Annotated in this window: 19 protein-coding genes; 13 read left to right on the forward strand and 6 right to left on the reverse strand. The window is 72.7% G+C overall.

Features of this window, described 5'->3' with window-relative positions; translation table 11 throughout:
* Positions 1–6 precede the first annotated feature (6 nt).
* Complete coding sequence (locus ABD330_RS28870) at positions 7–1,173, forward strand: alkaline phosphatase family protein (RefSeq protein WP_344469024.1); 1,167 nt, start codon at positions 7–9, stop codon at positions 1,171–1,173.
* A gap of 36 nt (positions 1,174–1,209) precedes the next feature.
* Positions 1,210–1,866 (forward strand): thymidine kinase, encoded by a 657-nt coding sequence (locus tag ABD330_RS28875; RefSeq protein ID WP_344469025.1) that lies wholly within the window; start codon positions 1,210–1,212, stop codon positions 1,864–1,866.
* A 227-nt stretch (positions 1,867–2,093) separates the two neighbouring features.
* Here ABD330_RS28875 and ABD330_RS28880 read toward each other — a convergent pair whose 3' ends face one another.
* Complete coding sequence (locus tag ABD330_RS28880) at positions 2,094–2,786, reverse strand: VOC family protein (protein ID WP_344469026.1); 693 nt, start codon at positions 2,784–2,786, stop codon at positions 2,094–2,096.
* Between the two features lie 204 nt (positions 2,787–2,990).
* On the opposite strand from ABD330_RS28880, the gene ABD330_RS28885 reads away from it, so the two are divergent.
* On the forward strand, positions 2,991–3,860 hold the full coding sequence (locus tag ABD330_RS28885) for a sulfurtransferase (protein WP_344469028.1): 870 nt from the start codon (positions 2,991–2,993) through the stop codon (positions 3,858–3,860).
* 98 nt (positions 3,861–3,958) lie between these two features.
* Here ABD330_RS28885 and sepH read toward each other — a convergent pair whose 3' ends face one another.
* On the reverse strand, positions 3,959–5,065 hold the full coding sequence (sepH, locus tag ABD330_RS28890; protein WP_344469030.1) for a septation protein SepH: 1,107 nt from the start codon (positions 5,063–5,065) through the stop codon (positions 3,959–3,961).
* 439 nt (positions 5,066–5,504) lie between these two features.
* On the opposite strand from sepH, the gene ABD330_RS28895 reads away from it, so the two are divergent.
* Positions 5,505–6,317, forward strand: a complete 813-nt coding sequence (locus tag ABD330_RS28895) for a hypothetical protein (RefSeq protein WP_344469031.1) — start codon at positions 5,505–5,507, stop codon at positions 6,315–6,317.
* Between the two features lie 24 nt (positions 6,318–6,341).
* On the opposite strand, the gene ABD330_RS28900 is transcribed toward ABD330_RS28895, so the two are convergent.
* Both ABD330_RS28900 and ABD330_RS28905 read right to left on the reverse strand, forming a co-directional pair.
* Complete coding sequence (locus tag ABD330_RS28900) at positions 6,342–7,655, reverse strand: D-arabinono-1,4-lactone oxidase (protein WP_344469033.1); 1,314 nt, start codon at positions 7,653–7,655, stop codon at positions 6,342–6,344.
* Positions 7,656–7,749: 94 nt separating this feature from the next.
* Complete coding sequence (locus ABD330_RS28905; protein ID WP_344469035.1) at positions 7,750–9,036, reverse strand: MFS transporter; 1,287 nt, start codon at positions 9,034–9,036, stop codon at positions 7,750–7,752.
* A gap of 205 nt (positions 9,037–9,241) precedes the next feature.
* Here ABD330_RS28905 and ABD330_RS28910 point away from each other — a divergent pair, with 205 nt between their 5' ends.
* Both ABD330_RS28910 and ABD330_RS28915 read left to right on the forward strand, forming a co-directional pair.
* Complete coding sequence (locus tag ABD330_RS28910; protein WP_344469037.1) at positions 9,242–10,378, forward strand: ferrochelatase; 1,137 nt, start codon at positions 9,242–9,244, stop codon at positions 10,376–10,378.
* 25 nt (positions 10,379–10,403) lie between these two features.
* Positions 10,404–11,207, forward strand: a complete 804-nt coding sequence (locus ABD330_RS28915) for an inositol monophosphatase family protein (protein ID WP_344469039.1) — start codon at positions 10,404–10,406, stop codon at positions 11,205–11,207.
* 170 nt (positions 11,208–11,377) lie between these two features.
* Here ABD330_RS28915 and ABD330_RS28920 read toward each other — a convergent pair whose 3' ends face one another.
* Positions 11,378–11,563 carry a hypothetical protein gene (locus ABD330_RS28920; RefSeq protein ID WP_344469041.1) on the reverse strand — a complete coding sequence of 62 codons (186 nt, stop codon included), beginning with the start codon at positions 11,561–11,563 and terminating at the stop codon, positions 11,378–11,380.
* Positions 11,564–12,088: 525 nt separating this feature from the next.
* Between ABD330_RS28920 and ABD330_RS28925 the strand changes: the two genes are divergently transcribed.
* From ABD330_RS28925 to ABD330_RS28940, 4 genes are all read left to right on the forward strand, one after another.
* A complete protein-coding gene (locus tag ABD330_RS28925; RefSeq protein WP_344469042.1) occupies positions 12,089–12,742 on the forward strand; it encodes a response regulator transcription factor in 654 nt (217 codons plus the stop codon).
* Between the two features lie 72 nt (positions 12,743–12,814).
* Positions 12,815–14,146 (forward strand): sensor histidine kinase, encoded by a 1,332-nt coding sequence (locus ABD330_RS28930; RefSeq protein WP_344469044.1) that lies wholly within the window; start codon positions 12,815–12,817, stop codon positions 14,144–14,146.
* 272 nt (positions 14,147–14,418) lie between these two features.
* Positions 14,419–15,393, forward strand: coding sequence for an acyl-ACP desaturase (locus ABD330_RS28935; protein ID WP_344469045.1), 975 nt, complete (start codon positions 14,419–14,421; stop codon positions 15,391–15,393).
* A gap of 459 nt (positions 15,394–15,852) precedes the next feature.
* A complete protein-coding gene (locus ABD330_RS28940; protein WP_344469047.1) occupies positions 15,853–16,149 on the forward strand; it encodes a DUF4193 domain-containing protein in 297 nt (98 codons plus the stop codon).
* A 325-nt stretch (positions 16,150–16,474) separates the two neighbouring features.
* On the opposite strand, the gene ABD330_RS28945 is transcribed toward ABD330_RS28940, so the two are convergent.
* Entirely contained in the window at positions 16,475–16,924 is a 450-nt protein-coding gene (locus ABD330_RS28945) for a DUF3093 domain-containing protein (RefSeq protein WP_344469049.1), read from the reverse strand.
* A 198-nt stretch (positions 16,925–17,122) separates the two neighbouring features.
* On the opposite strand from ABD330_RS28945, the gene ABD330_RS28950 reads away from it, so the two are divergent.
* The 3 genes from ABD330_RS28950 (at position 17,123) to ABD330_RS28960 (ending at position 19,005) form a co-directional block, all read left to right on the forward strand.
* Entirely contained in the window at positions 17,123–17,662 is a 540-nt protein-coding gene (locus tag ABD330_RS28950; protein ID WP_344469052.1) for a PaaI family thioesterase, read from the forward strand.
* Positions 17,659–18,126, forward strand: coding sequence for a dUTP diphosphatase (dut, locus tag ABD330_RS28955; RefSeq protein WP_280719677.1), 468 nt, complete (start codon positions 17,659–17,661; stop codon positions 18,124–18,126). Before ABD330_RS28950 ends, dut begins: the two co-directional genes overlap by 4 nt.
* A gap of 81 nt (positions 18,127–18,207) precedes the next feature.
* The gene (locus ABD330_RS28960) at positions 18,208–19,005 is read left to right on the forward strand and encodes a DUF3710 domain-containing protein (RefSeq protein WP_344469051.1); all 798 of its coding nucleotides are present in this window, start codon (positions 18,208–18,210) and stop codon (positions 19,003–19,005) included.
* Positions 19,006–19,286: the final 281 nt, after the last annotated feature.

A 19,286-nucleotide genomic window follows, 5' to 3' on the forward strand; every position in this document is an offset into this window, starting at 1 on the left:
GACTTCATGACGACGCACCTCGGGTACGACGCCTTCGAGATCCTCGACCCCTCCGACGCGCCCGTCCCCGCGTACGGGACGGGTTCGCTCGCCGACCTGCTGCCCGCCGTGGCGGCCGGGTTCGGCGTGCCCGGTTTCAGCAGCGGCCTGCCGCTGGAGCCGGCCGACCGGGTCTGCGTCTTCCTGGTCGACGGCATGGGCTGGGAGCTGGTCAAGCGCCACCCCGACTGGGCGCCCTTCCTGACCTCGCTGATCGCGGGCGGCCGGGCGATCACCTCCGGCTTCCCGTCCACCACCGCGACCTCGCTGGCCTCGGTCGGCACCGGCCTCACCCCGGGGGTGCACGGCCTGGCCGGGTACACCGTCGCGGTGCCGGGCGCGGGCCACCTGATGAACCAGCTGCGCTGGCAGCCGCCGGTCGAGCCGAAGCTCTGGCAGCCGTACCCGACCGTCTTCGGGCAGGTGCACGCGGCCGGGGTGGCCACCTGCCAGATCTCCTCCCCGCTGTTCGCCCAGACCCCGCTCACCAAGGTCGCGCTCTCCGGCGGCACCTTCCTCGGCCGGACCACCGCCGAGGAGCGGATGGACGCCTCCGCCCAGTGGCTGGCCGAGCACGACCGCGCGCTGGTCTACACGTACGTCAGCGAGCTGGACGGCGCCGGGCACCGCTACGGCGTCGACTCGGACGAGTGGCGGCTGATGCTGAACACCGTCGACCGGCTGGTGAAGCGGCTCGCGGAGCAGCTCCCGCCGCGCTCGGCGCTGTACGTCACCGCCGACCACGGCATGATCGACATCTCGCCCGAGGACCGGATCGACTTCGACGAGGACTGGGAGTTGAGCGCGGGCGTCGCCCTGCTCGGCGGCGAGGGCCGGGCCCGGCACGTGTACGCGGTGCCCGGGGCGGCGGCCGACGTGTTCACGGTCTGGAGCGAGGTGCTCGGGGACCGGATGTGGGTCGCGACCAGGGACCAGGCGATAGCCGCGGGCTGGTTCGGCCCGACGGTGGACGAGCGGGTCTACCACCGGATCGGCGACGTGGTGGCGGCCGCCCGGGACGACGTCGCGGTGATCGCCTCCCGCAAGGAGCCCGGCGAGTCCTCGATGATCGGCCTGCACGGGTCGATGACCCCCGTCGAGCAGCTCGTGCCGCTGCTCGAAGTCCGCGGCTGAGCCCGTCCCCCTCTTCGAAAGGCCCCCGCTCCACCCATGGCTGAACTGGTCTTCTTCTCCGGCACGATGGACTGCGGCAAGTCGACGCTCGCACTCCAGCTGGACCACAACCACGCCGCCCGCGGCCGGCAGGGGATCATCTTCTCCCGCCACGACCGCGCGGGTGCGTCCACCATCTCCAGCCGGCTCGGGCTGCGGGCCGACGCGGTCGAGGTCACGGACGGCTTCGACTTCCACCAGCACGTGGTGCAGCTGCTCTCGGCCGGGGGCAAGGTCGACTACCTGATCTGCGACGAGGCCAACTTCTACGGCTCCGGCCAGGTCGACCAGCTCGCCCGGGTGGTCGACGAGCTCGGCATCGACGTCTTCACCTTCGGCATCACCACCGACTTCCGCACCAAGCTCTTCCCCGGCTCCCAGCGCCTGATCGAACTCGCCGACCGGGTCGAGGTCCTCCAGGTCGAGGCCCTCTGCTGGTGCGGAGCCCGGGCCACCCACAACGCCCGCACCGTCGGCGGCGTAATGGTGGTCGAGGGCGCCCAGGTCGTGGTCGGCGACATCGCGGTCAACGCCGGGGAGGTCGGCTACGAGGTGCTCTGCCGCCGTCACCACCGCCGCCGCCTGACCGCGGCGACGGCCCGCGCGTCGGTCCTCTCCCCGGACGTCCTGCCCTTCGAGGACCAACCCGCGTAGCGGCTCCGCGCGTTTCGCTGGGCTGCCCCGACAGGTAAGGCAACCCCTGGGCGCGCGTGGGGGCACCTCCCGGCCGAAGGCTGGGGGAGAACTGCGCGAATCGGGAGTGACGGTGGTATGCCTTCCGCCCTCGCGCAGTTCCTCGCGCCCCTGGACAGTGCAACTTCGGGCGAGCTGCAAGCTTCAGGGCTTTGCGCCCCTGGACAGTGCAACTTCGGGTAGAAGCTTCAGAGCTGGACGACGGCGAAGCGCCCGCCCTGGGGGTCGGCGAGCCGGGCCACCCGGCCGCGGGGTGTGTCGAGGGGGCCGTCCAGGATCTGGCCGCCCAGGCCGACGGCCTGGCGTGCCGTCAGGTCGGCGTCGGCGACGGCGAAGTGGACCTGCCAGCGCGGGCGGCGTGCGCCGGAACCGCGTCGGACGCCTGCCACCGGCTCGCCGTCGACCAGGAGGCGGGTGGTGCCGTCCGGGCCGGGGGAGGGTTGCTGGCCGAGTACCGCGCGGTAGAACCCGGCAGCCGCGGGTACGTCGGGTGTCAGCAGTTCGTTCCAGGCCGGTGCGCCGGGTTCGCCGGCCACCTGCCAGCCGAGGTGCTCCTCGCCCTGCCAGAGGCCGAACACCGCGCCCGAGACGTCCGCCGCGATCGCCAGCCGCCCGGCGTGTTCCGCCTGCAGCGGGCCGACGGCGACGGTGCCGCCGCACTCGTGGACCCGCTGTGACACCTCGTCGGCGCTGTCCACGGCGAAGTAGGTGGTCCATTCGGCGGGCCGACCGCCCGGCGGCGGGGTGCCGCCGATACCGGCGACCTTCGCCCCGCCCAGCGTGGCGCGCACGTACGCGCCGGGTTCGGTCGGGCCCGGGGTGTACTCCCAGCCCAGCAGCGTTCCGTAGAAGGCCATGGCGCCTTCCTGGTCACTGGTCATCAGACTCACCCAGCAGGGCGTTCCCTGAGCCAGCCGGACCTTCACCGCAGTCATCGCGTGCCTCCTCGACGGGGGCCGGCCGACCGGGCCGCCGCGCGCCCCAGGGCGATGGTTCCACCCACGGGCCGCCGAACTCGCCCGGCCGCGCGGTGAGTCGGGCAAAGACCGTACAAAGACCCGGGTGCGGCACGTCACAATGGCGGGATGGAAACCTCCGCCACGGGCGCCTCCGCGCTGATCTCCGTCGCCGAACTGCACGACGCGCTGGCCTCGGCCCGGCCGCCGGTGCTGCTCGACATCCGCTACCTGCTGCCCGCATTCCAGCCGTCCGGTCCGTCGGGGGCCGAGGAGTACGCGGCGGGGCACCTGCCCGGTGCGTACTTCCTCGACCTGGACAAGGAACTGGCCGGTACCCCCGGCAGTGCGGGACGGCACCCGCTGCCCGACCCGGAGGAGTTCGGCGCCGCGCTGCGCCGGGCCGGGGTGAGCGCGGGACGCCCGGTGGTGGTCTACGACGGGGGGCCCGCGCTCTCGGCGGCCCGCGCCTGGTGGCTGCTGCGCTGGGCCGGCCACCCGGACGTCAGGGTGCTGGACGGCGGTGTGACCGGCTGGCGGGACGCGGGGCTGCCACTGACGGCGGAGCCGCCGGTCCCGGAGCCCGGCGACTTCGAACCCGTCCCGGGGCGGCTGCCGACCGTGGACGCCCGGCAGGCCGCCGAACTGGCCCGGACCGGCCTGCTGTTGGATGCCCGCGCCGGGGAGCGGTACCGCGGTGAGGTCGAGCCGCTCGACCCGCGCGCCGGGCACATCCCCGGTGCGGTCAGCGCGCCGACCACCGAGAACGTGACCGCCGACGGCCGCTTCCGCACCCCCGAGGAGCTGGCCGCGCGGTTCGGCGGCCTCGGCGCCGGCGAGCGGGAGGTGGGCGTCTACTGCGGTTCGGGCGTGACGGCCGCCCATGAACTGCTCGCGCTGGAGGTGGCCGGCTTCTCGGGCGTCCTCTACCCGGGCTCCTGGAGCGAGTGGTCCGCCGACCCGGAGAACCCGGCCGCGACGGGCGGCCTGCCGGGCTGAGGCGCAAACCGAGGGGCGCGTGGAGGTCTTCCCCCCACGCGCCCCGGTGTCCGGCGGTCGCCCGGGTCGCCCCGGGCGGAGTCCTGGACCGACTGGTCCTACTCCTGTTTCTTGCGCCTGCTGCCGAAGACGATCTCGTCCCAGCTGGGCACGGTGGCCCGTCGGCCCGGACGGACCCCGTCCGCCTCGGCCTGGCGGTCCGTCGTGCCGACCAGCCGCTCCCGGTGCGGGGCGACCGCCCGCGGCATCAGGATGTCCGCGTACGCCGAACCGGCGCCGACGCTGGCGGCCGGGGCCGCCTGCTGCTCCTCGGCCTCCTCCACCACCTCGCTCGGCACCGCCTCGACGGCGGGGATGGCGAGGTCGCCCCGGAAGGCGGGCACCACGTCCAGCAGGCTGGTCAGCGAATCGCGGTTCTCGGCCACCGCCTCCCGGCTCTCCCGTACCTCGCGTCCGGACATGATCCGGTCCGCCGAGGGGCGTTCGATCCCGGACATGATCCGGTCGGGGGAGGGGCGTTCGATCATCGGACGGGCCGGCCGGTCCTGGGGGAGCCGGGCGATCCGCGGGATGAACGGGAAGACCGACTCCTCCTCGCGCTCCGGGCTCTCGCCGATCAGCGCCCGGGCCTCGTCGTCGTTCGGCTGCACCAGCCGGCGCGGCGGGTCGTACGCCCAGCTCGCCGTGAGGCCCTCGCCGTCCGCGCGGAAGTAGAGGATGACCTCCCAGGTGCCGTCGTCGCGGCGCCAGGAGTCCCACCGCTCGGTGTCCTTCTCGGCCCCGCGCAGCGCCAGCCGCTCGGACACCGCCTCGCCGAGCTGCGGACCGGTGGACTCGCCGTGCCGGCGGATCGCGGTCTTCCGCGCCCGCTCGGCCATGAAGGCGCGCTCGGCCAGCACCGGACCCTCGAAGCGCCGCACCCGGTCGACCGAGATGCCGGCCGCCTGCGCGACCTCCTCGGCGGAGGCACCGGCACGTATCCGCGCCTGGATGTCCCGGGGCCGCAGGTGGCTCTCCACCTCGATCTCGATCTGGCCGAGGCGTGGCCGGTCACCGCGGATGGCGGCGCGCAGCCGCTCGTCGATGGGGAGGGTGTACTCCGTGCTGTCGGCAGCCTTGAGCACCAGCCGTGTGCCGTCATTGCTGACCGCCACGACGCGCAGTTCGGGCACGGTTACCTCCCGGGTGGTGCCTGCCGACGTCACCTGCGTCGCTGCTCCCGTACTGAGTGTGGCCTGCCCACTCGCGAGTGGCCACAACCTTGCTGAGTTACCCGGCGTGTCGGGTTTCTGCCCGAGCTCGCCGTTGTGGCACGGTTGCCTGTTCGCCACGTCGCCGGTCGACGTCTCGCCCGGTTGCCCCGGCCGCCGTCTGATGGGCAGTCGACACGTTGACCGAAGGCTCAGGCTCCACGAACAGTACTCCATTCGTGGCATCCGGAGGGGCGGCTCGCCGCTCAAGTCTCCCGCGATTCACGGGAATCTCAAGAGACGGCACTCGAACGGCCGACCGGAGACCGGCTGACGGTGATCATCTTCACATATATCGACCGCCGAGAACCGGATTTTCGACCCTTGTGTCCTTCTTTGTGCAAGATGGAGTGTCTTGTACGAGATGTCGACCCGTGATCACCGAGGAACGTTGATGCCGCAGCAGCGCGAACAGGCAGGGCCGGGGGATGCGCCCGAGGGCCGCAGGCGGATCGATCTGAGCGTGGCTCAGGTGGCCGCGAGCGCCCTGGCCACCGTCGTCGGCGCCCTCTTCGCCTCCGGGCTCGGCGTGTACGGGACGATCGTCGGCGCGGCGGTGGTCAGCGTCGGCGCCACCACCGGCGGTGCGCTCTTCCAGCACCTCTTCCGGCGGACCGGCGAGCAGCTGCGCGGTGCCGTCGACCGCAGCCCGGCCGCCCTGGCGAACGACTTCCGCCAGGTGGGGGCCGAATCCATATCCGAACAGCCGTACGAAATATCCTCCGAGTGGAACGAGTCGCGCACGCTCCGTTCGAAGCGGCCCCGGACCTGGCGTACGTACACGGCGGTCTCCGCGCTGGTATTCGTCCTCGCGATGACGCCGATCATTGGGTTCGAGCTGGCCACCGGGCAGCCGGTGTCCGCGACGGTCAAGGGCGAGAGCGGCAGCGGCACCTCGCTGGGCGGCTCCTCCGACAGCAGGCCCTCGCCCCCGCGGCGAACCGAGAACCCGCCGGCCTCCGGGGACACGGCCCCCTCGGGCACCCCCTCCCGGACACCGGGTGCCACCCCGTCCGGCAGGGCCTCCGAGTCGCCCTCCCCGACGCCGAGCAGTACTCCTTCGGGCACCGGCACACCCTCCGGCACGCCGTCCTCGACCCCGAGCAGGACGCCCGGCGGCACGCCCAGCGGAACACCGGGCGGCACCCCCACCGGCACGGCCGACACCGCACCCCCGGCAGCCCCTTCGGGCACGCCCTCGCCCTGAGCGGGCCGACCGCGTGGGGGGGGGCTACTCGCCGAGCACCCGCCGCAGGTAGTCGTTGGCGAACAGCCGCCCGGGGTCGACCTTGTCGCGGAGCGCGGTGAAGTCGCCGAAGCGCGGGTAGACCGAGGCGAGGTAGGCCGCGTCCCTGGTGTGCAGCTTGCCCCAGTGCGGGCGCCCCTGGTGGGCCGTCATCAGCTTCTCGACCTCGGTGAAGTAGCCCTGCTCGGCGGTGCCCTGGAAGAGGTGGACGGCTATGTAGACGCTGTCCCGCCCGCTCGCGGTGGAGAGCCAGAGGTCGTCCGCCGGGGCGAGGCGCACCTCCACGGGGAAGCTGATCCGCCAGCGGGAGCGTTCGACCAGGGCCTTCAGCTCGCGCAGCACGGTGGTCGCCGCCGCGCGGGGCACGGCGTACTCCATCTCGATGAAGCGCACCTTGCGCGGGCTGGTGAACACCTTGTACGCGGTGTCGGTGAAGGTCCGTTCGGACAGCGCCCGCCCGGCCAGCTGCGCGATCAGCGGGACGGCCGGCGGGAGGCGCCGGCCCACCCGGCACAGGCCGCCGAAGAGGGTGTTGGCGAGGAAATCGTCGTCCAGCCACGCCTTGAAGTCCGGCAGCGGCGAGGCCGGCCCGGGGCTGCGGTTGTTGCGCTTGGTCGAGCAGCGGTCGGTGTGCGGGAACCAGTAGAACTCGAAGTGCTCGTTGACGGCGGCGAACTCGTCGAAGCCCGCCAGCACCTCGTCGAAGGACATCGGCTTCTCGTGGGCGGTCAGCAGGAAGGCCGGTTCGACCCCGAAGGTGATCGCGCTGACCACGCCGAGCGCGCCGAGGCCCAGCCGGGCGCCCTCGAACAGCTCGGGGTTCTCGGCCGGCGAGCACTGCCGGACGCTGCCGTCGGCGAGCACGATCTCCAGCGCCCTGATCTGCGCCGACAGCGAGCCGGAGTCCCGGCCGGTGCCGTGGGTGCCGGTACCGGTGGCCCCGGCGACGGTCTGGACCTCGATGTCGCCCATGTTGGTGAGCGAGAGGCCCGCCGCGGCCAGCAGCCGGTTGAGCCGGGAGAGCGGCAGCCCGGAGCCCACCGTGACCGTCCCGGCCTCGCGGTCCAGCTCGCGGACGGCGGTCAGGGCGTGCGGCCGGACGAGGACGCCGTCCCCGGCGGAGGCGATCGCGGTGAAGGAGTGGCCCGAGCCGACGGCCTTGACGGTGCGCCCCTCCTCGGCGGCCCGGCGGACCACCTCGCCCAGCTCGGCGGCGGAGGCCGGCGTCACCACCCGGCTGGGCCGGGCGCTCTGGTTGCCGGCCCAGTTGGTCCAGCCGGCGGGGGTGGCCTGGGGCATGCGGGTGCCTCCTGCTCCGGGGCGCGGGACAGCTCCGGCCCCGCGTGTCCTACCAGTGAGTAGGGGGGAGCGTAGCCACTCCACCGGCGCAGGTCTATGCCTCCGGCCCGCCGGTTGCGGAGCCGGCCGCCGCCTCCGCGGCCGTCGCGGCCGCCCCGTCGGCCGTCGCGACGGCGACCAGGCCGGCCCGCAGCCGGGCCAGGCCCGCCAGCGCGGTCAGCGCGCCGAACAGCGCGGCGGCCAGCGGCACCCAGTACCCGGCGGCGGCGCCCGAGCCGTCCACCACCCAGCCCGCCACCGAGGAGCCGAGCGCCACACCGAGCGCCAGCCCGGTGGTCGTCCAGGTCATCCCCTCGTTCAGCTGGGCGGCCGGTACCAGCCGCTCCACCAGTGCCATCGCGGTGATCAGGGTCGGCGAGATGGAGAGCCCGGCGACGAACAGCGCCGCCCCGAGCGCCACCAGCCCGGCGGTACCGTCCACCAGCGCGGCGACCACCACCAGCGGCACCATGCTCGCCGCCATCACCGCGTTCCCGCCCAGGAACCGGCCGGCCATCGAGCCCTTCAGCCTGAGCGTCCCGAACACCACCCCGGCCAGGCAGGACCCGAGCGCGTACACCGCCAGCACCAGACTGGCCAGCGCGGTGTGCCCCTGCTCCTGCGCGAAGGCCACCGTGACCACCTCGACCGAGCCGAAGATCGCCCCGGTGGCCACGAAGGTCAGCACCAGCACCTGGAGCCCGGAGGAGTGGATCGCCGACCGCCCGGCCCGGTGCGCACCCGGGTGGATCGGCGGCTCGGTACGCCGCTGCGCGGTGAAGAGCAGGATGCCGACGGTCAGGAAGATCCCCGAGCACAGCACGCCGGCCTCGGGGAAGACCGAGGTGGCCAGCCCGATCGACAGGATCGGGCCGACGATGAAGCAGATCTCGTCCACCACCGCCTCGAACGAGTACGCGGTGTGCAGCCTGGGCGGCTCGGAGCTGTAGAGGTGGGCCCAGCGGGCCCGGACCATCGATCCGGTGCTCGGCATCATGCCCACCCCGGCCGCGCAGACGAACAGCGTCCAGTCCGGCGCCCCGTAGTGCGCGCAGAGCAGCAGGGCGGCGGCCGCGAGCACGGTCAGGCCGGTGGCGGGCAGCGCCACCCGGCGCTGTCCGTACCGGTCCACCAGCCGGGAGACCTGCGGCCCGAGGGCCGCCACCGAGAGTGCCACCACCGCCGAGACCGCGCCCGCGATGCCGTACGAGCCGCGCAGCTGCGCCAGCATGGTCACGATGCCGATGCCGGTCATCGAGATCGGCAGCCGGGCGATCAGGCCGGCGGAGGAGAAGGCCAGGGTGCCGGGGGCGGCGAATATCTGGCGGTAGCTGGACAGCACACGGGCTCCGCGAAGTGGGTGAGCGGTGGGGGAGGGGTAAGGAACAAGCCTCCTCAACACAGCTTACGAACTCTGGCAATCGATATCCGCCCGCCGGTCGCCCGTGCCCGCCCGCCGCTGCCGCCCGCTCCCGCCCGCCGCTGCCGCCCGCGCCGCTGTCCGGCCCTCCGCCGGACGCCGCGCCGCTAGTGGCAGGATCGGTGCCATGCCCGAGACCCTCACCTCCACCGACCCCGCGCCGTACGACGCGCTGCTGCTGCTCTCGTTCGGGGGCCCCGAAGCCCCCGAGGACGTGGTGCCGTTCCTGGAGAACGTCACCCGTGGCCGGGGCATCCCCAAGGAACGGCTGGCCGAGGTCGGCAAGCACTACTTCCTGTTCGGCGGCGTCAGCCCGATCAACGAGCAGAACCGCGAGCTGCTGGCCGCGCTCCGCAAGGACTTCGCCGGGCACGGCCTCGACCTGCCGGTCTACTGGGGCAACCGGAACTGGGCCCCCTACCTGGTGGACGCGCTGCGCGAGATCGCCCGGGACGGCCACCGGCGGGTGCTCGTCCTGGCCACCAGCGCCTACGCGGGGTACTCCGGCTGCCGCCAGTACCGGGAGAACCTCGCCGAGGCGCTGGAGCAGCTGCGCGGCGAGGGCCTGCCGGAGCTGCGGGTGGACAAGCTGCGGCACTTCTACAACCACCCGGGCTTCGTCGGGCCGATGGCCGACGCGACCCTGGCCGCGCTGGCCGAGCTGCCCGCCGAGGTCCGCGACGGCGCCCGGCTGGCCTTCACCACCCACTCGATCCCGCTCTCGATGGCCGAGACCTCCGGCGCGCCCGACGACCCGGCCCGGGGCACCCCCGGCGGCGCGTACGTGGCGCAGCACCTGGAGGTGGCCCGGCTGGTCGCCGAGGCGGTGGCGGCGGCCACCGGCGTCGCGGACCGTCCGTGGGAGCTGGTCTTCCAGAGCCGCAGCGGTGCGCCGCACATCCCGTGGCTGGAGCCGGACATCTGCGACCACCTGGCGGCCCTGCACACGGCCGGTGCCCCGGCGGCGGTGATGGTCCCGATCGGGTTCGTCTCCGACCACATGGAGGTCAAGTACGACCTCGACACCGAGGCCCGTGCCAAGGCGGCCGAGCTCGGCCTGCCGGTCACCCGGGCCGCCACCGTGGGGGCCGACCCGCGCTTCACCGCCGCCGTCCGGGAGCTGGTGCTGGAGCGCGCGGCGGTCGAGCGGGGCGTACGGGTCGAGCGGTGCGCCCTGGGCACGCTGGGCGCGAGCCACGACGTGTGCGCCGTCGCCTGCTGCCCCAACCCCCGCGCGCCCAAGCCCGCCGCAGCCCAGCTCTGAACCACCCCCTTCAGGAGGTAAACCCGTGCCCCACCCCGATCTGCTGGCGGAACTGCTGGACGTCGCCCTGGACGCCGCGACCCGCGCGGGCGCGCTGCTGCGCGACGGCCGGCCCGCCGACCTGGGCGTCGCCGCGACCAAGAGCAGCCCCGTCGACGTGGTCACCGAGATGGACCTCGCCTCCGAGAAGCTCGTCCTGGAGCTGATCGGCACCCGCCGCCCCGAGGACGGCTACCTCGGTGAGGAGGGCGCCGACCACGCCGGCACCAGCGGCGTCCGCTGGGTGGTCGACCCGCTCGACGGCACCGTCAACTACCTGTACGGGCTGCCCTCCTGGGGCGTCAGCGTGGCGGCCGAGCTGGACGGCCGGGCGGTGGTCGGCGTGGTCGCCGTCCCGGCCCGGGGCGAGCTGTTCCAGGCCGTCCTCGGCGGCGGCGCCTTCCTGAACGGGCAGCCGCTCTCCTGCCGCCCGGCACCGCCGTGGGGGCAGGCCCTGGTCGGTACCGGTTTCAACTACGTCCAGCACGCCCGGGTCCACCAGGCCGAGGTGCTGCACGCCCTGATGCCGGAGGTCCGCGACATCCGCCGGGGCGGCGCGGCGGCCGTCGACCTCTGCGACGTCGCGGCCGGCCGCCTGGACGCCTTCTACGAGCGCGGGCTCCAGCCCTGGGACATGGCCGCCGGGGTCCTGATCGCCCGCGAGGCGGGTGCCCTTTCGGGTGGCCGCCCCGGCGAGGAGCCGCACGGCGGCCTCGCGGTGACCGCCCCGCCCGGCGTGTTCGAGCCCCTCCAGGCCCGGCTCGACGAACTCGGCGCCTGGCACGACTGAGCGCCGGGGAGCCGGAGAGCCCGGAGCCCAGGGCCGCCCCTGCGCCGGACAGCGAAGAGCCCTGGCCCACGGAAACGTGGCGCCAGGGCTTGGGCTCAGCTACCCCTTACGGCTCTCGGGGTACGTGACGGAGTACGGGGTGCGGTGGTGCGCGGTGGTCGGGAAACCGGTCAGGCTGCGGCGCGGTGCATCTCCCGCACCGGGTCGACGCCGTGCTCGGCGGCGAGTCGGCGCAGGTCGTCCAGTTCGGACTGCTCGACCTCGGCGAGGAAATCGTCACCGGACTCAAGTGCGCGGTGGAGATCCTGCTCGGCGTTCTTTATGCGCTGCAGGATTCCGTCGGTGAAGGCGTCCATACTGCCCCCTTGCTGTGTCGGACGGGCACGGTCGGCGTTCCCCGGAGCTGAGGTGCCGGCCAACGGAAGCGTCCCGGTGGATGCTGCTCCCCGGAGGAACGCGGAGCCGACCGAAGGGTCGCTCCCGGTGACACGTGAACCCCTGAACCGGTGCGGATGAACGCACGGAGGGTGGTTGCGACCGGCGCTCGGCCCGATCGCGTGGTGTGAAGCTGTCCTCCCCACCTCGGGAGAAGGGAAACCTAAGACGCCGAGAAAGTTGCCTGCGTCACAGTCCAAACGGTGGTCGGCGCTACCGCTTAGCGGCTCGGCCGCCGGGCCCGCCGTTCCGGGCGGACCTCCCGGGGAGGCCCGCTCAAGCGTCCACCGCCACCGCTTACCGCTGCTTTACCCGGAGACCAGGCAGGATAGAACCACCGTCGGACCCGTGTGCCGGGAGAACCCGGCGGCGATCAAGGTCCGTACGCCGGTGACCCGCACGGGCGGGGCACGGTGGGGCCGCTCCTCGGAGAAGGGACAACCACCGTGCGGGTACTCGTCGTGGAGGACGAGCAGTTGCTCGCCGAGGCCGTCGCGACAGGTTTGCGCCGCGAGGCGATGGCCGTCGACGTGGTCTACGACGGCGAGGCCGCGCTCCAGCGGATCTCGGTCAACGACTACGACGTGGTGGTGCTGGACCGCGACCTCCCGCTGGTGCACGGCGACGACGTCTGCCGCAGCGTGGTCGAGCAGGGTCTCGCCACCCGGGTGATCATGCTGACCGCCTCGGGCGACATCAGCGACCGGGTCGAGGGCCTGGAGATCGGCGCCGACGACTACCTCCCCAAGCCGTTCGCTTTCAGCGAACTCGTCGCCCGGGTACGGGCCCTCGGCCGCCGCGCGACGGTCCCGCTGCCGCCCGTGCTGGAGCGGGCCGGGATCTCCCTCGACCCCGGGCGCCGCGAGGTGCTCCGGGACGACAAGCCCGTCCAGCTCGCCCCCAAGGAGTTCGCCGTCCTGGAGGTCCTGATGCGGGCCGGCGGCGCGGTCGTCTCGGCCGAGCAACTGCTGGAGAAGGCCTGGGACGAGCACACCGACCCGTTCACCAACGTCGTCCGGGTCACCGTGATGACGCTGCGGCGCAAGCTCGGCGACCCCGCCGTGATCGTCACCGTCCCGGGCTCCGGCTACCGCATCTGACCGGCCCCCGGCGCACCCCCTGAACCCCCGGCCCCGTACCCCCGGCCGGCACCGGCATCCGAGAGGAAAGTCATGACCACCCCGCCCCCCGCCGGCGGGGCCTCCGGCGCGCCCGCCGGCGGCCCGCTGCCGCCTCGCCCGGCGCAGTCCCCGTCCGGCTCCCCGTCCGTCCCGGTGGTCCAGCCCGCCTCCAAGCGCGACTCCCCGGTCTACACCCCCGGCGACGGCCTGCTCGGCTGGCTCCAGCTGCGCCCGACCATCCGGATCAGGCTGACCCTGCTGTACGGCGGGATGTTCCTGATGGCCGGGGTCGTGCTGCTGCTGCTGATGTACTGGTTCGTCAAGCAGTCGTTCCAGGACGTCACCAACGCGGGCCCCGGCTTCACCATCGGCCCCGGCGTCAAGATGGTCGGCCCCGACGGCACCGAGATCAGCCCCGCCAAGTTCAGCCAGCTGCTCAGCAACGCCCAGGCCAGCCAGGCCCACCTGGCCCTGGCGACGCTGCTCCGCAAGGCGCTGGCCGCCCTGGTCTGCCTCGCCGTGATCGCCTTCGCCGCCGGCTACGCGATGGCCGGCCGGGTGCTCCGCCCGCTCAACCGGATCACCCGCACCGCCCGCGAGGTGGCCAGCTCCGACCTGCACCGCCGGATCGAGCTGGAGGGCCCGGACGACGAGCTCAAGGAGCTCGCCGACACCTTCGACGACATGCTCGACCGGCTGGACCGCTCCTTCGACTCCCAGCGCCGCTTCGTCGCGAACGCCTCGCACGAGCTGCGCACCCCGCTGGCGATCAACCGGACCCTGCTGGAGGTCCAGCTCTCCGACCCCGCCGCCTCGGCCGACCTCCAGCAGCTCGGCAAGACCCTGCTGGCCACCAACGAACGCAGCGAGCAGCTGGTCGAGGGCCTGCTGCTGCTGGCCCGCAGCGACAACGAGCTCACCGACCGCCGCCCGGTCGAGCTCTCCGAGGTCGCCGTCCGGGCGCTGGAGCAGATCCGCCCGGAGGCGGCGGGGCGCGAGGTCGTGCTGCGCCCCGCCCTGGAGCCCGTCACGGTCGCCGGGAACGGCGTGCTGCTGGAGCGGATCGCGCTCAACCTGCTGCAGAACGCCGTCCGCTACAACCTCGCCGACGGCTGGGTGGAGATCACGACCGCACCCGTGCCGGGCGGGGGCGGCGAGCTGGTGGTCAGCAACACCGGGCCGGTGGTTCCGGGCTATGAGCTGGAGCACATCTTCGAGCCGTTCCGCCGGGTGAAGGGTGCCGACCGCACCCGCAGCGACAAGGGCGTCGGTCTCGGGCTCTCCATCGTCCGCTCGGTGGTGCGGGCCCACGGCGGCGCCATCGAGGCCACTCCGCGTACCGGAGGCGGCCTGACGATCCGGGTCCGCATCCCTGGAGCCTGACACCGGCGCCGGGGCGGTGAGCGGCCGCCTGCGCCCTTCCCGGCCCACCCCGCCGCCGGGCCCTCCGGATGCGGAGGATCCGCCCCTTCCCCGTGCCGCCCCTGCCAAGCCTGTCAAGACGACATAAGCGCTGGCAGGGGCGGCTTGTCATTTCCCGCCAGAACAACTTACGGTTACGTAACCTACGCAGCCGTAAGTGAGTCGCATCCGCCCGGCTCCGCCCGGCCTTCTGTGCGTCCCACCCGTCTCTGCCCGCCTCAGGAGCACCAGCCGTGACCATCGCACCCGTGCAGCGCACCTCCTCCACCGCCTGGACCGACGCCCACCTGATCCTCCAGCTCGAAGAGGTGGTCGAAACCGAGCTCAACCGCCACCTGAAGGTCGCCAAGGAGTGGATGCCGCACGAGTACGTGCCGTGGAGCCAGGGGCGGGACTTCGACGGCGTGCTCGGTGGCGAGGCCTGGGCGCTGGAGCAGTCCAAGGTCACCCCGCTCGGCCGGATCGCCCTGGTGGTGAACCTGCTGACCGAGGACAACCTCCCCAGCTACCACCACGAGATCGCGACCATGTTCGGCCGCGAGGGCGCCTGGGGCACCTGGGTGCACCGCTGGACGGCCGAGGAGGGCCGGCACGGCATAGCGCTCCGCGACTACCTGCTGGCCACCCGTGCGGTGGACCCGGTGGAGCTGGAGCGGGCGCGCATGATCCACATGTCGGAGGGCTTCGAGTCCGACAACGCGCACAGCATGCTGCACTCGGTCGCGTACGTCGCCTTCCAGGAGCTCGCCACCCGGATCTCGCACCGCAACACCGGCCACTACGCGGGCGACCCGCTCTGCGAGCAGCTGCTCGCGAAGATCGCCAACGACGAGAACCTGCACATGGTCTTCTACCGGAACCTGCTGAAGGCCGCCCTGGACTTCGCACCGGACCAGACCATGCGCGCCATCGCCGACGTGGTGACCGACTTCCGGATGCCCGGACACGGGATGCCCGGATTCGAACGCTCCGCCGCCCAGCTCGCCATCGGCGGGGTCTACAACCTCCGCATCCACCACGACGACGTGCTCCAGCCGGTGCTGCGCCACCTCAAGGTGATGGAGGTCCGCGGCCTCGGCCCGGAGGGCCAGCTGGCCCAGAACGAGCTCGGACTGTTCCTTGAGGGCCTCGACGCCCAGGCCACCAAGTTCGACGAGCGGCAGGCCGCGCTGCTCGCCCGGCGGGCCGCCAACGCCGCCAGGAAGTAGACCGGGGCCTCGATTCGGGCGAGGGATTTTCAGGATTTCGCCCGAAAAATCCTCGATGTGACCAAGGTCACATCCTGTCGCGCGACACGTTCGGATGATCTCGCAGGGTGATCACCCGTTCGAGGGGTCATGTCGCCGAACGTGACCGGACGGCGGCGCCGGGCGGTCGGCGACAAGTCGTCAGCCTCCTTGCTGCGCCCGGCTCTTCCCGTTCAGGCCATGGCCTCCCGATCACTGCGGGTAGCAGTCCGGCCGTCCCCGGGGACCGCTCCGCGGAACCCCGTTCCGGGCCCTCCGAGAGCCGTTCGATCACCCCGACGGGTCCGCCGCCGGGTGTCGATTGAGTAACAGGGCTTGAAGTAAGGCAAAATCTCCGCCTCGGGACGGGCACAAGACCGGCCCCCCATGCGTTACGTGCGCTGGAGATACCCGCACACACCCAAAGGGGGAGAGCGAAAAATGGCAACGGACTACGACACCCCACGCAAGACCGATGACGACCTCAACGAGGACAGCATCGAGGAGCTGAAGGCCAGGCGTAACGAGAAGTCCGGCAGCTCGGTCGACGTCGACGACTTCGACTCGGCCGAGGGGCTGGAGCTTCCGGGCGCCGACCTCTCGAACGAGGAGCTTTCGGTCCGGGTCCTGCCCCGCCAGGCGGACGAGTTCACCTGCATGAGCTGCTTCCTGGTGCACCACCGCAGCCAGCTGGCCCGCGAGAAGAACGGCCAGCCGATCTGCCGGGACTGTGACTGAGCAGTCGGCCGCACCGACCCGGCCCCGACGGTCACCCGTCGGCCCGGTACAGCGCCCCGACCGGTCCTGAACAGAGGGACCGGAGGCTGAACCGGCGGTCGCCGCCGCGACCGCACCCGCAGGAGAGTCCTGCACAGGGAAGACAGCACGGCCGGAGTACTGGGACGGTCCCGCAACAGCGGAGCCGTCCCTCCTCCGTTTCCGGGCACCGCCGCGGTCCGTCCGGGCACCGTCGGACCGGTTCGGGACCGTCGGGAGGTTCGGGGGCGCTTCGCACCCGGCCCCCGCAGCCCCGCGCGGGAAAGGGCCGCCGACCGGACGCCGGCTAGCGCCCCGCGCCCTGCCGGGCCTCCGCCAGCGCCTCCGCGAGCCGCTGCGGCGAGCGGGTCGACAGGTACAGGTAGGGGGTCGGGTCCTGCGGGTCGGAGACCTCGACCCGCAGCGCGGTCGGGACGTAGCTGCGCAGCAGCATGAAGGCCCGGGGGTCGGCCTTCACACCGCGCCAGGCGACGGCCTCGGAGGGGGTCAGCGGCTGGGCCGCACCCAGGGCGCTGACCGGGATCCGCGCCTGCCCGGCGACCAGCGAGCCCTGCACCACGCGGATCCGCGCGGAACCGTAGTTGCTCAGGGCGGCGGCGCCGGCCACGACCCCGACCACCAGGCCGATCAGGGCGGCGACCGCGTCGAAACGCAGCAGGATCAGTGCGAGCGACAGCCCGCAGGCGACCGCGAGCAGCCACCACGAGCGGGGGACGGTAAGGCGTTCGTCGTACATGTCCCCATTCTGGGTGCTGGCGGCCGCGCCCCGGCCGCCGCCCCCGCCGCCGAGCCGCCGCAGCCTTGGCTACTCGGCGGTAGGGTCGCGCCTGTGAACAGATCCGACCCCACTCCACCTGCGGCTCAGGGCCCGGACCGGCCCGCCGCCGTCCGTGCTGTCGCCCTCGCGCCGACCACGCCCCCGGCGGACGCCGTCCTGCCGCCCCGGGCTCCCGAGGCGCCGGCACCCGGAGCGCTGCTCGGCTCGCACTACGACCACTGTTTCGGCTGCGGGCCCCAGCATCCGCAGGGCCTGCGACTGACCGTGGTGGCCGGCGAAGGGCTGGACGTGACGGCCGAGTTCACCGTCCGACCGGGCCACCAGGGCGGCCCCGGACTGGCACACGGCGGCCTGCTGGTGACGGCGATGGACGAGACGCTCGGCAGCCTCAACTGGCTGCTGCACTCCGCCGCGGTGACCGGGCGGCTGGAGACCGACTTCGTCCGGCCGGTCCCGGTGGACTCCGTCCTCCACATCCACGCCTGGATCACCGGCGTGCACGGACGCAAGATCTACAGCGCGGCCGAGGGACGGATCGGCGGCCCCGACGGACCGGTGGCGATCCGGGCTCAGGGCCTCTTCGTCCAGGTGAAGCTGGAACACTTCACCACGCACGGTCGTCCGGAGGACATCAAGAAGGCTCTGGACGACCCGGACCAGTTCAAGCGCGCCCGAGCCTTCGAGGTGAACCCGTGAGCACCACCGCCCGTCCGCCGGTAGACATCCTGATCCGGCGGATCGACCCCGAAATCCCCCTCCCCGCGTACGAACACCCCGGTGACGCCGGCGCGGACCTGCGCACCACGATCGACGCCGAGCTGGCACCGGGCGAGCGCGCCCTGCTCCCGACCGGCATCGGAATCGCCCTGCCGGACGGGTACGCGGCCTTCGTGCACCCGCGTTCGGGACTCGCAGCTCGTTGCGGAGTTGCCCTCGTGAACGCCCCAGGGACGGTCGATGCCGGGTACCGTGGTGAGATCAAGGTGATCGTCGTCAATCTGGACCCGCGCGAGGGGGTCAGCTTCCGCCGAGGTGACCGCATCGCCCAGCTGGTGATCCAGCAGGTCGAGAAGGCGCGCTTCCATGAGGTGGCCGAGCTGCCCGGGTCGGCACGTGCCGAAGGTGGGTTCGGGTCGACCGGCGGTCATGCCGCGGTCTAGCATGCCCGCGACCTCGGCCCGCGACCTCGCAGTGGCCGAGCAGGTATTCGCTTCGGTCTTCGACCGGGAAGGACAGTGACCGTGTTCCGTCGTCGCCAGAAGAGCGAGGACGCTGTCGAGCAGCTCGCCGACGACGCCATCAGCGCCGACGAGACGCCCGATGACGTCGAAGGTTCCGCCGACTCCGAGAGCGAGAACCAGACAGACCTGGACCCGGCGGACCGGGTCGGCCTGCCGCCGGCTCCGCGCCCGGAGGGTCCCTGGGACATGTCCGAGCTGGAGAAGCCGGAGGAGGGCCGAGTCGACCTCGGCGGTCTCCTCGTCCCCGGTGTCGAGGGCATGGAGCTCCGGGTGGAGGTGGCCGGCGACGCGATCGTGGCCGCCACCCTCGTCCTCGGTAACAGCGCGATCCAGCTGCAGGCTTTCGCCGCCCCCAAGTCCGAGGGCATCTGGGGCGAGGTCCGCGAGGAGATCGCCACCGGCATCACCCAGCAGGGTGGGCTGGTCGAAGAGGAGGAGGGCCCGCTGGGCTGGCACCTCCGGGCTCAGGTTCCGGTGCAGCTGCCGGACGGGACGCAGGGCGTCCAGCTCGTCCGCTTCGTGGGCTGTGACGGGCCGCGCTGGTTCCTGCGCGGAGTGATCTCCGGCCAGGCCGCCGTGCAGCCCGAGATGGCCGGCATCCTGGAGCAGGTCTTCCAGCAGACCGTCGTGGTCCGTGGTGAGACGCCGATGGCCCCCCGCGACCCGATCGTGCTCAAGCTCCCCGAGGACGCGCAGATGGTCGCCGACGGTGGCGTGACGGAGACCGAGGGCTCCCGCTTCGGCGGCGCCGCCCTCGACCCCTTCGCCCGCGGCCCGGAGATCACCGAGGTCCACTGACCGAAGCGCGGGCTCCTCGCCCGTTCAACGCCGATCGCCCCTGCCCGGATCCTCCGGCAGGGGCGATTTGCTTGTGGGACACCGAGCCACGTACAGTTCCGGAGTCGCACCGAGAGGGGCGAAGAAAAGCGGGTCTGGTGAGTGAAACTCCGGAAAACGGAGCGGAAAACATCTGATAAGCTTTAAACACGAAAGAACGAAGCGCCCGGAGAGCTTGCGAGAGCGGCTTGAAGGAAGCGTCCGTTCCTTGAGAACTCAACAGCGTGCCAAAAGTCAACGCC

It is taken from the genome of Kitasatospora kazusensis, assembly GCF_039529945.1.
Lineage (GTDB): Bacteria > Actinomycetota > Actinomycetes > Streptomycetales > Streptomycetaceae > Kitasatospora > Kitasatospora kazusensis.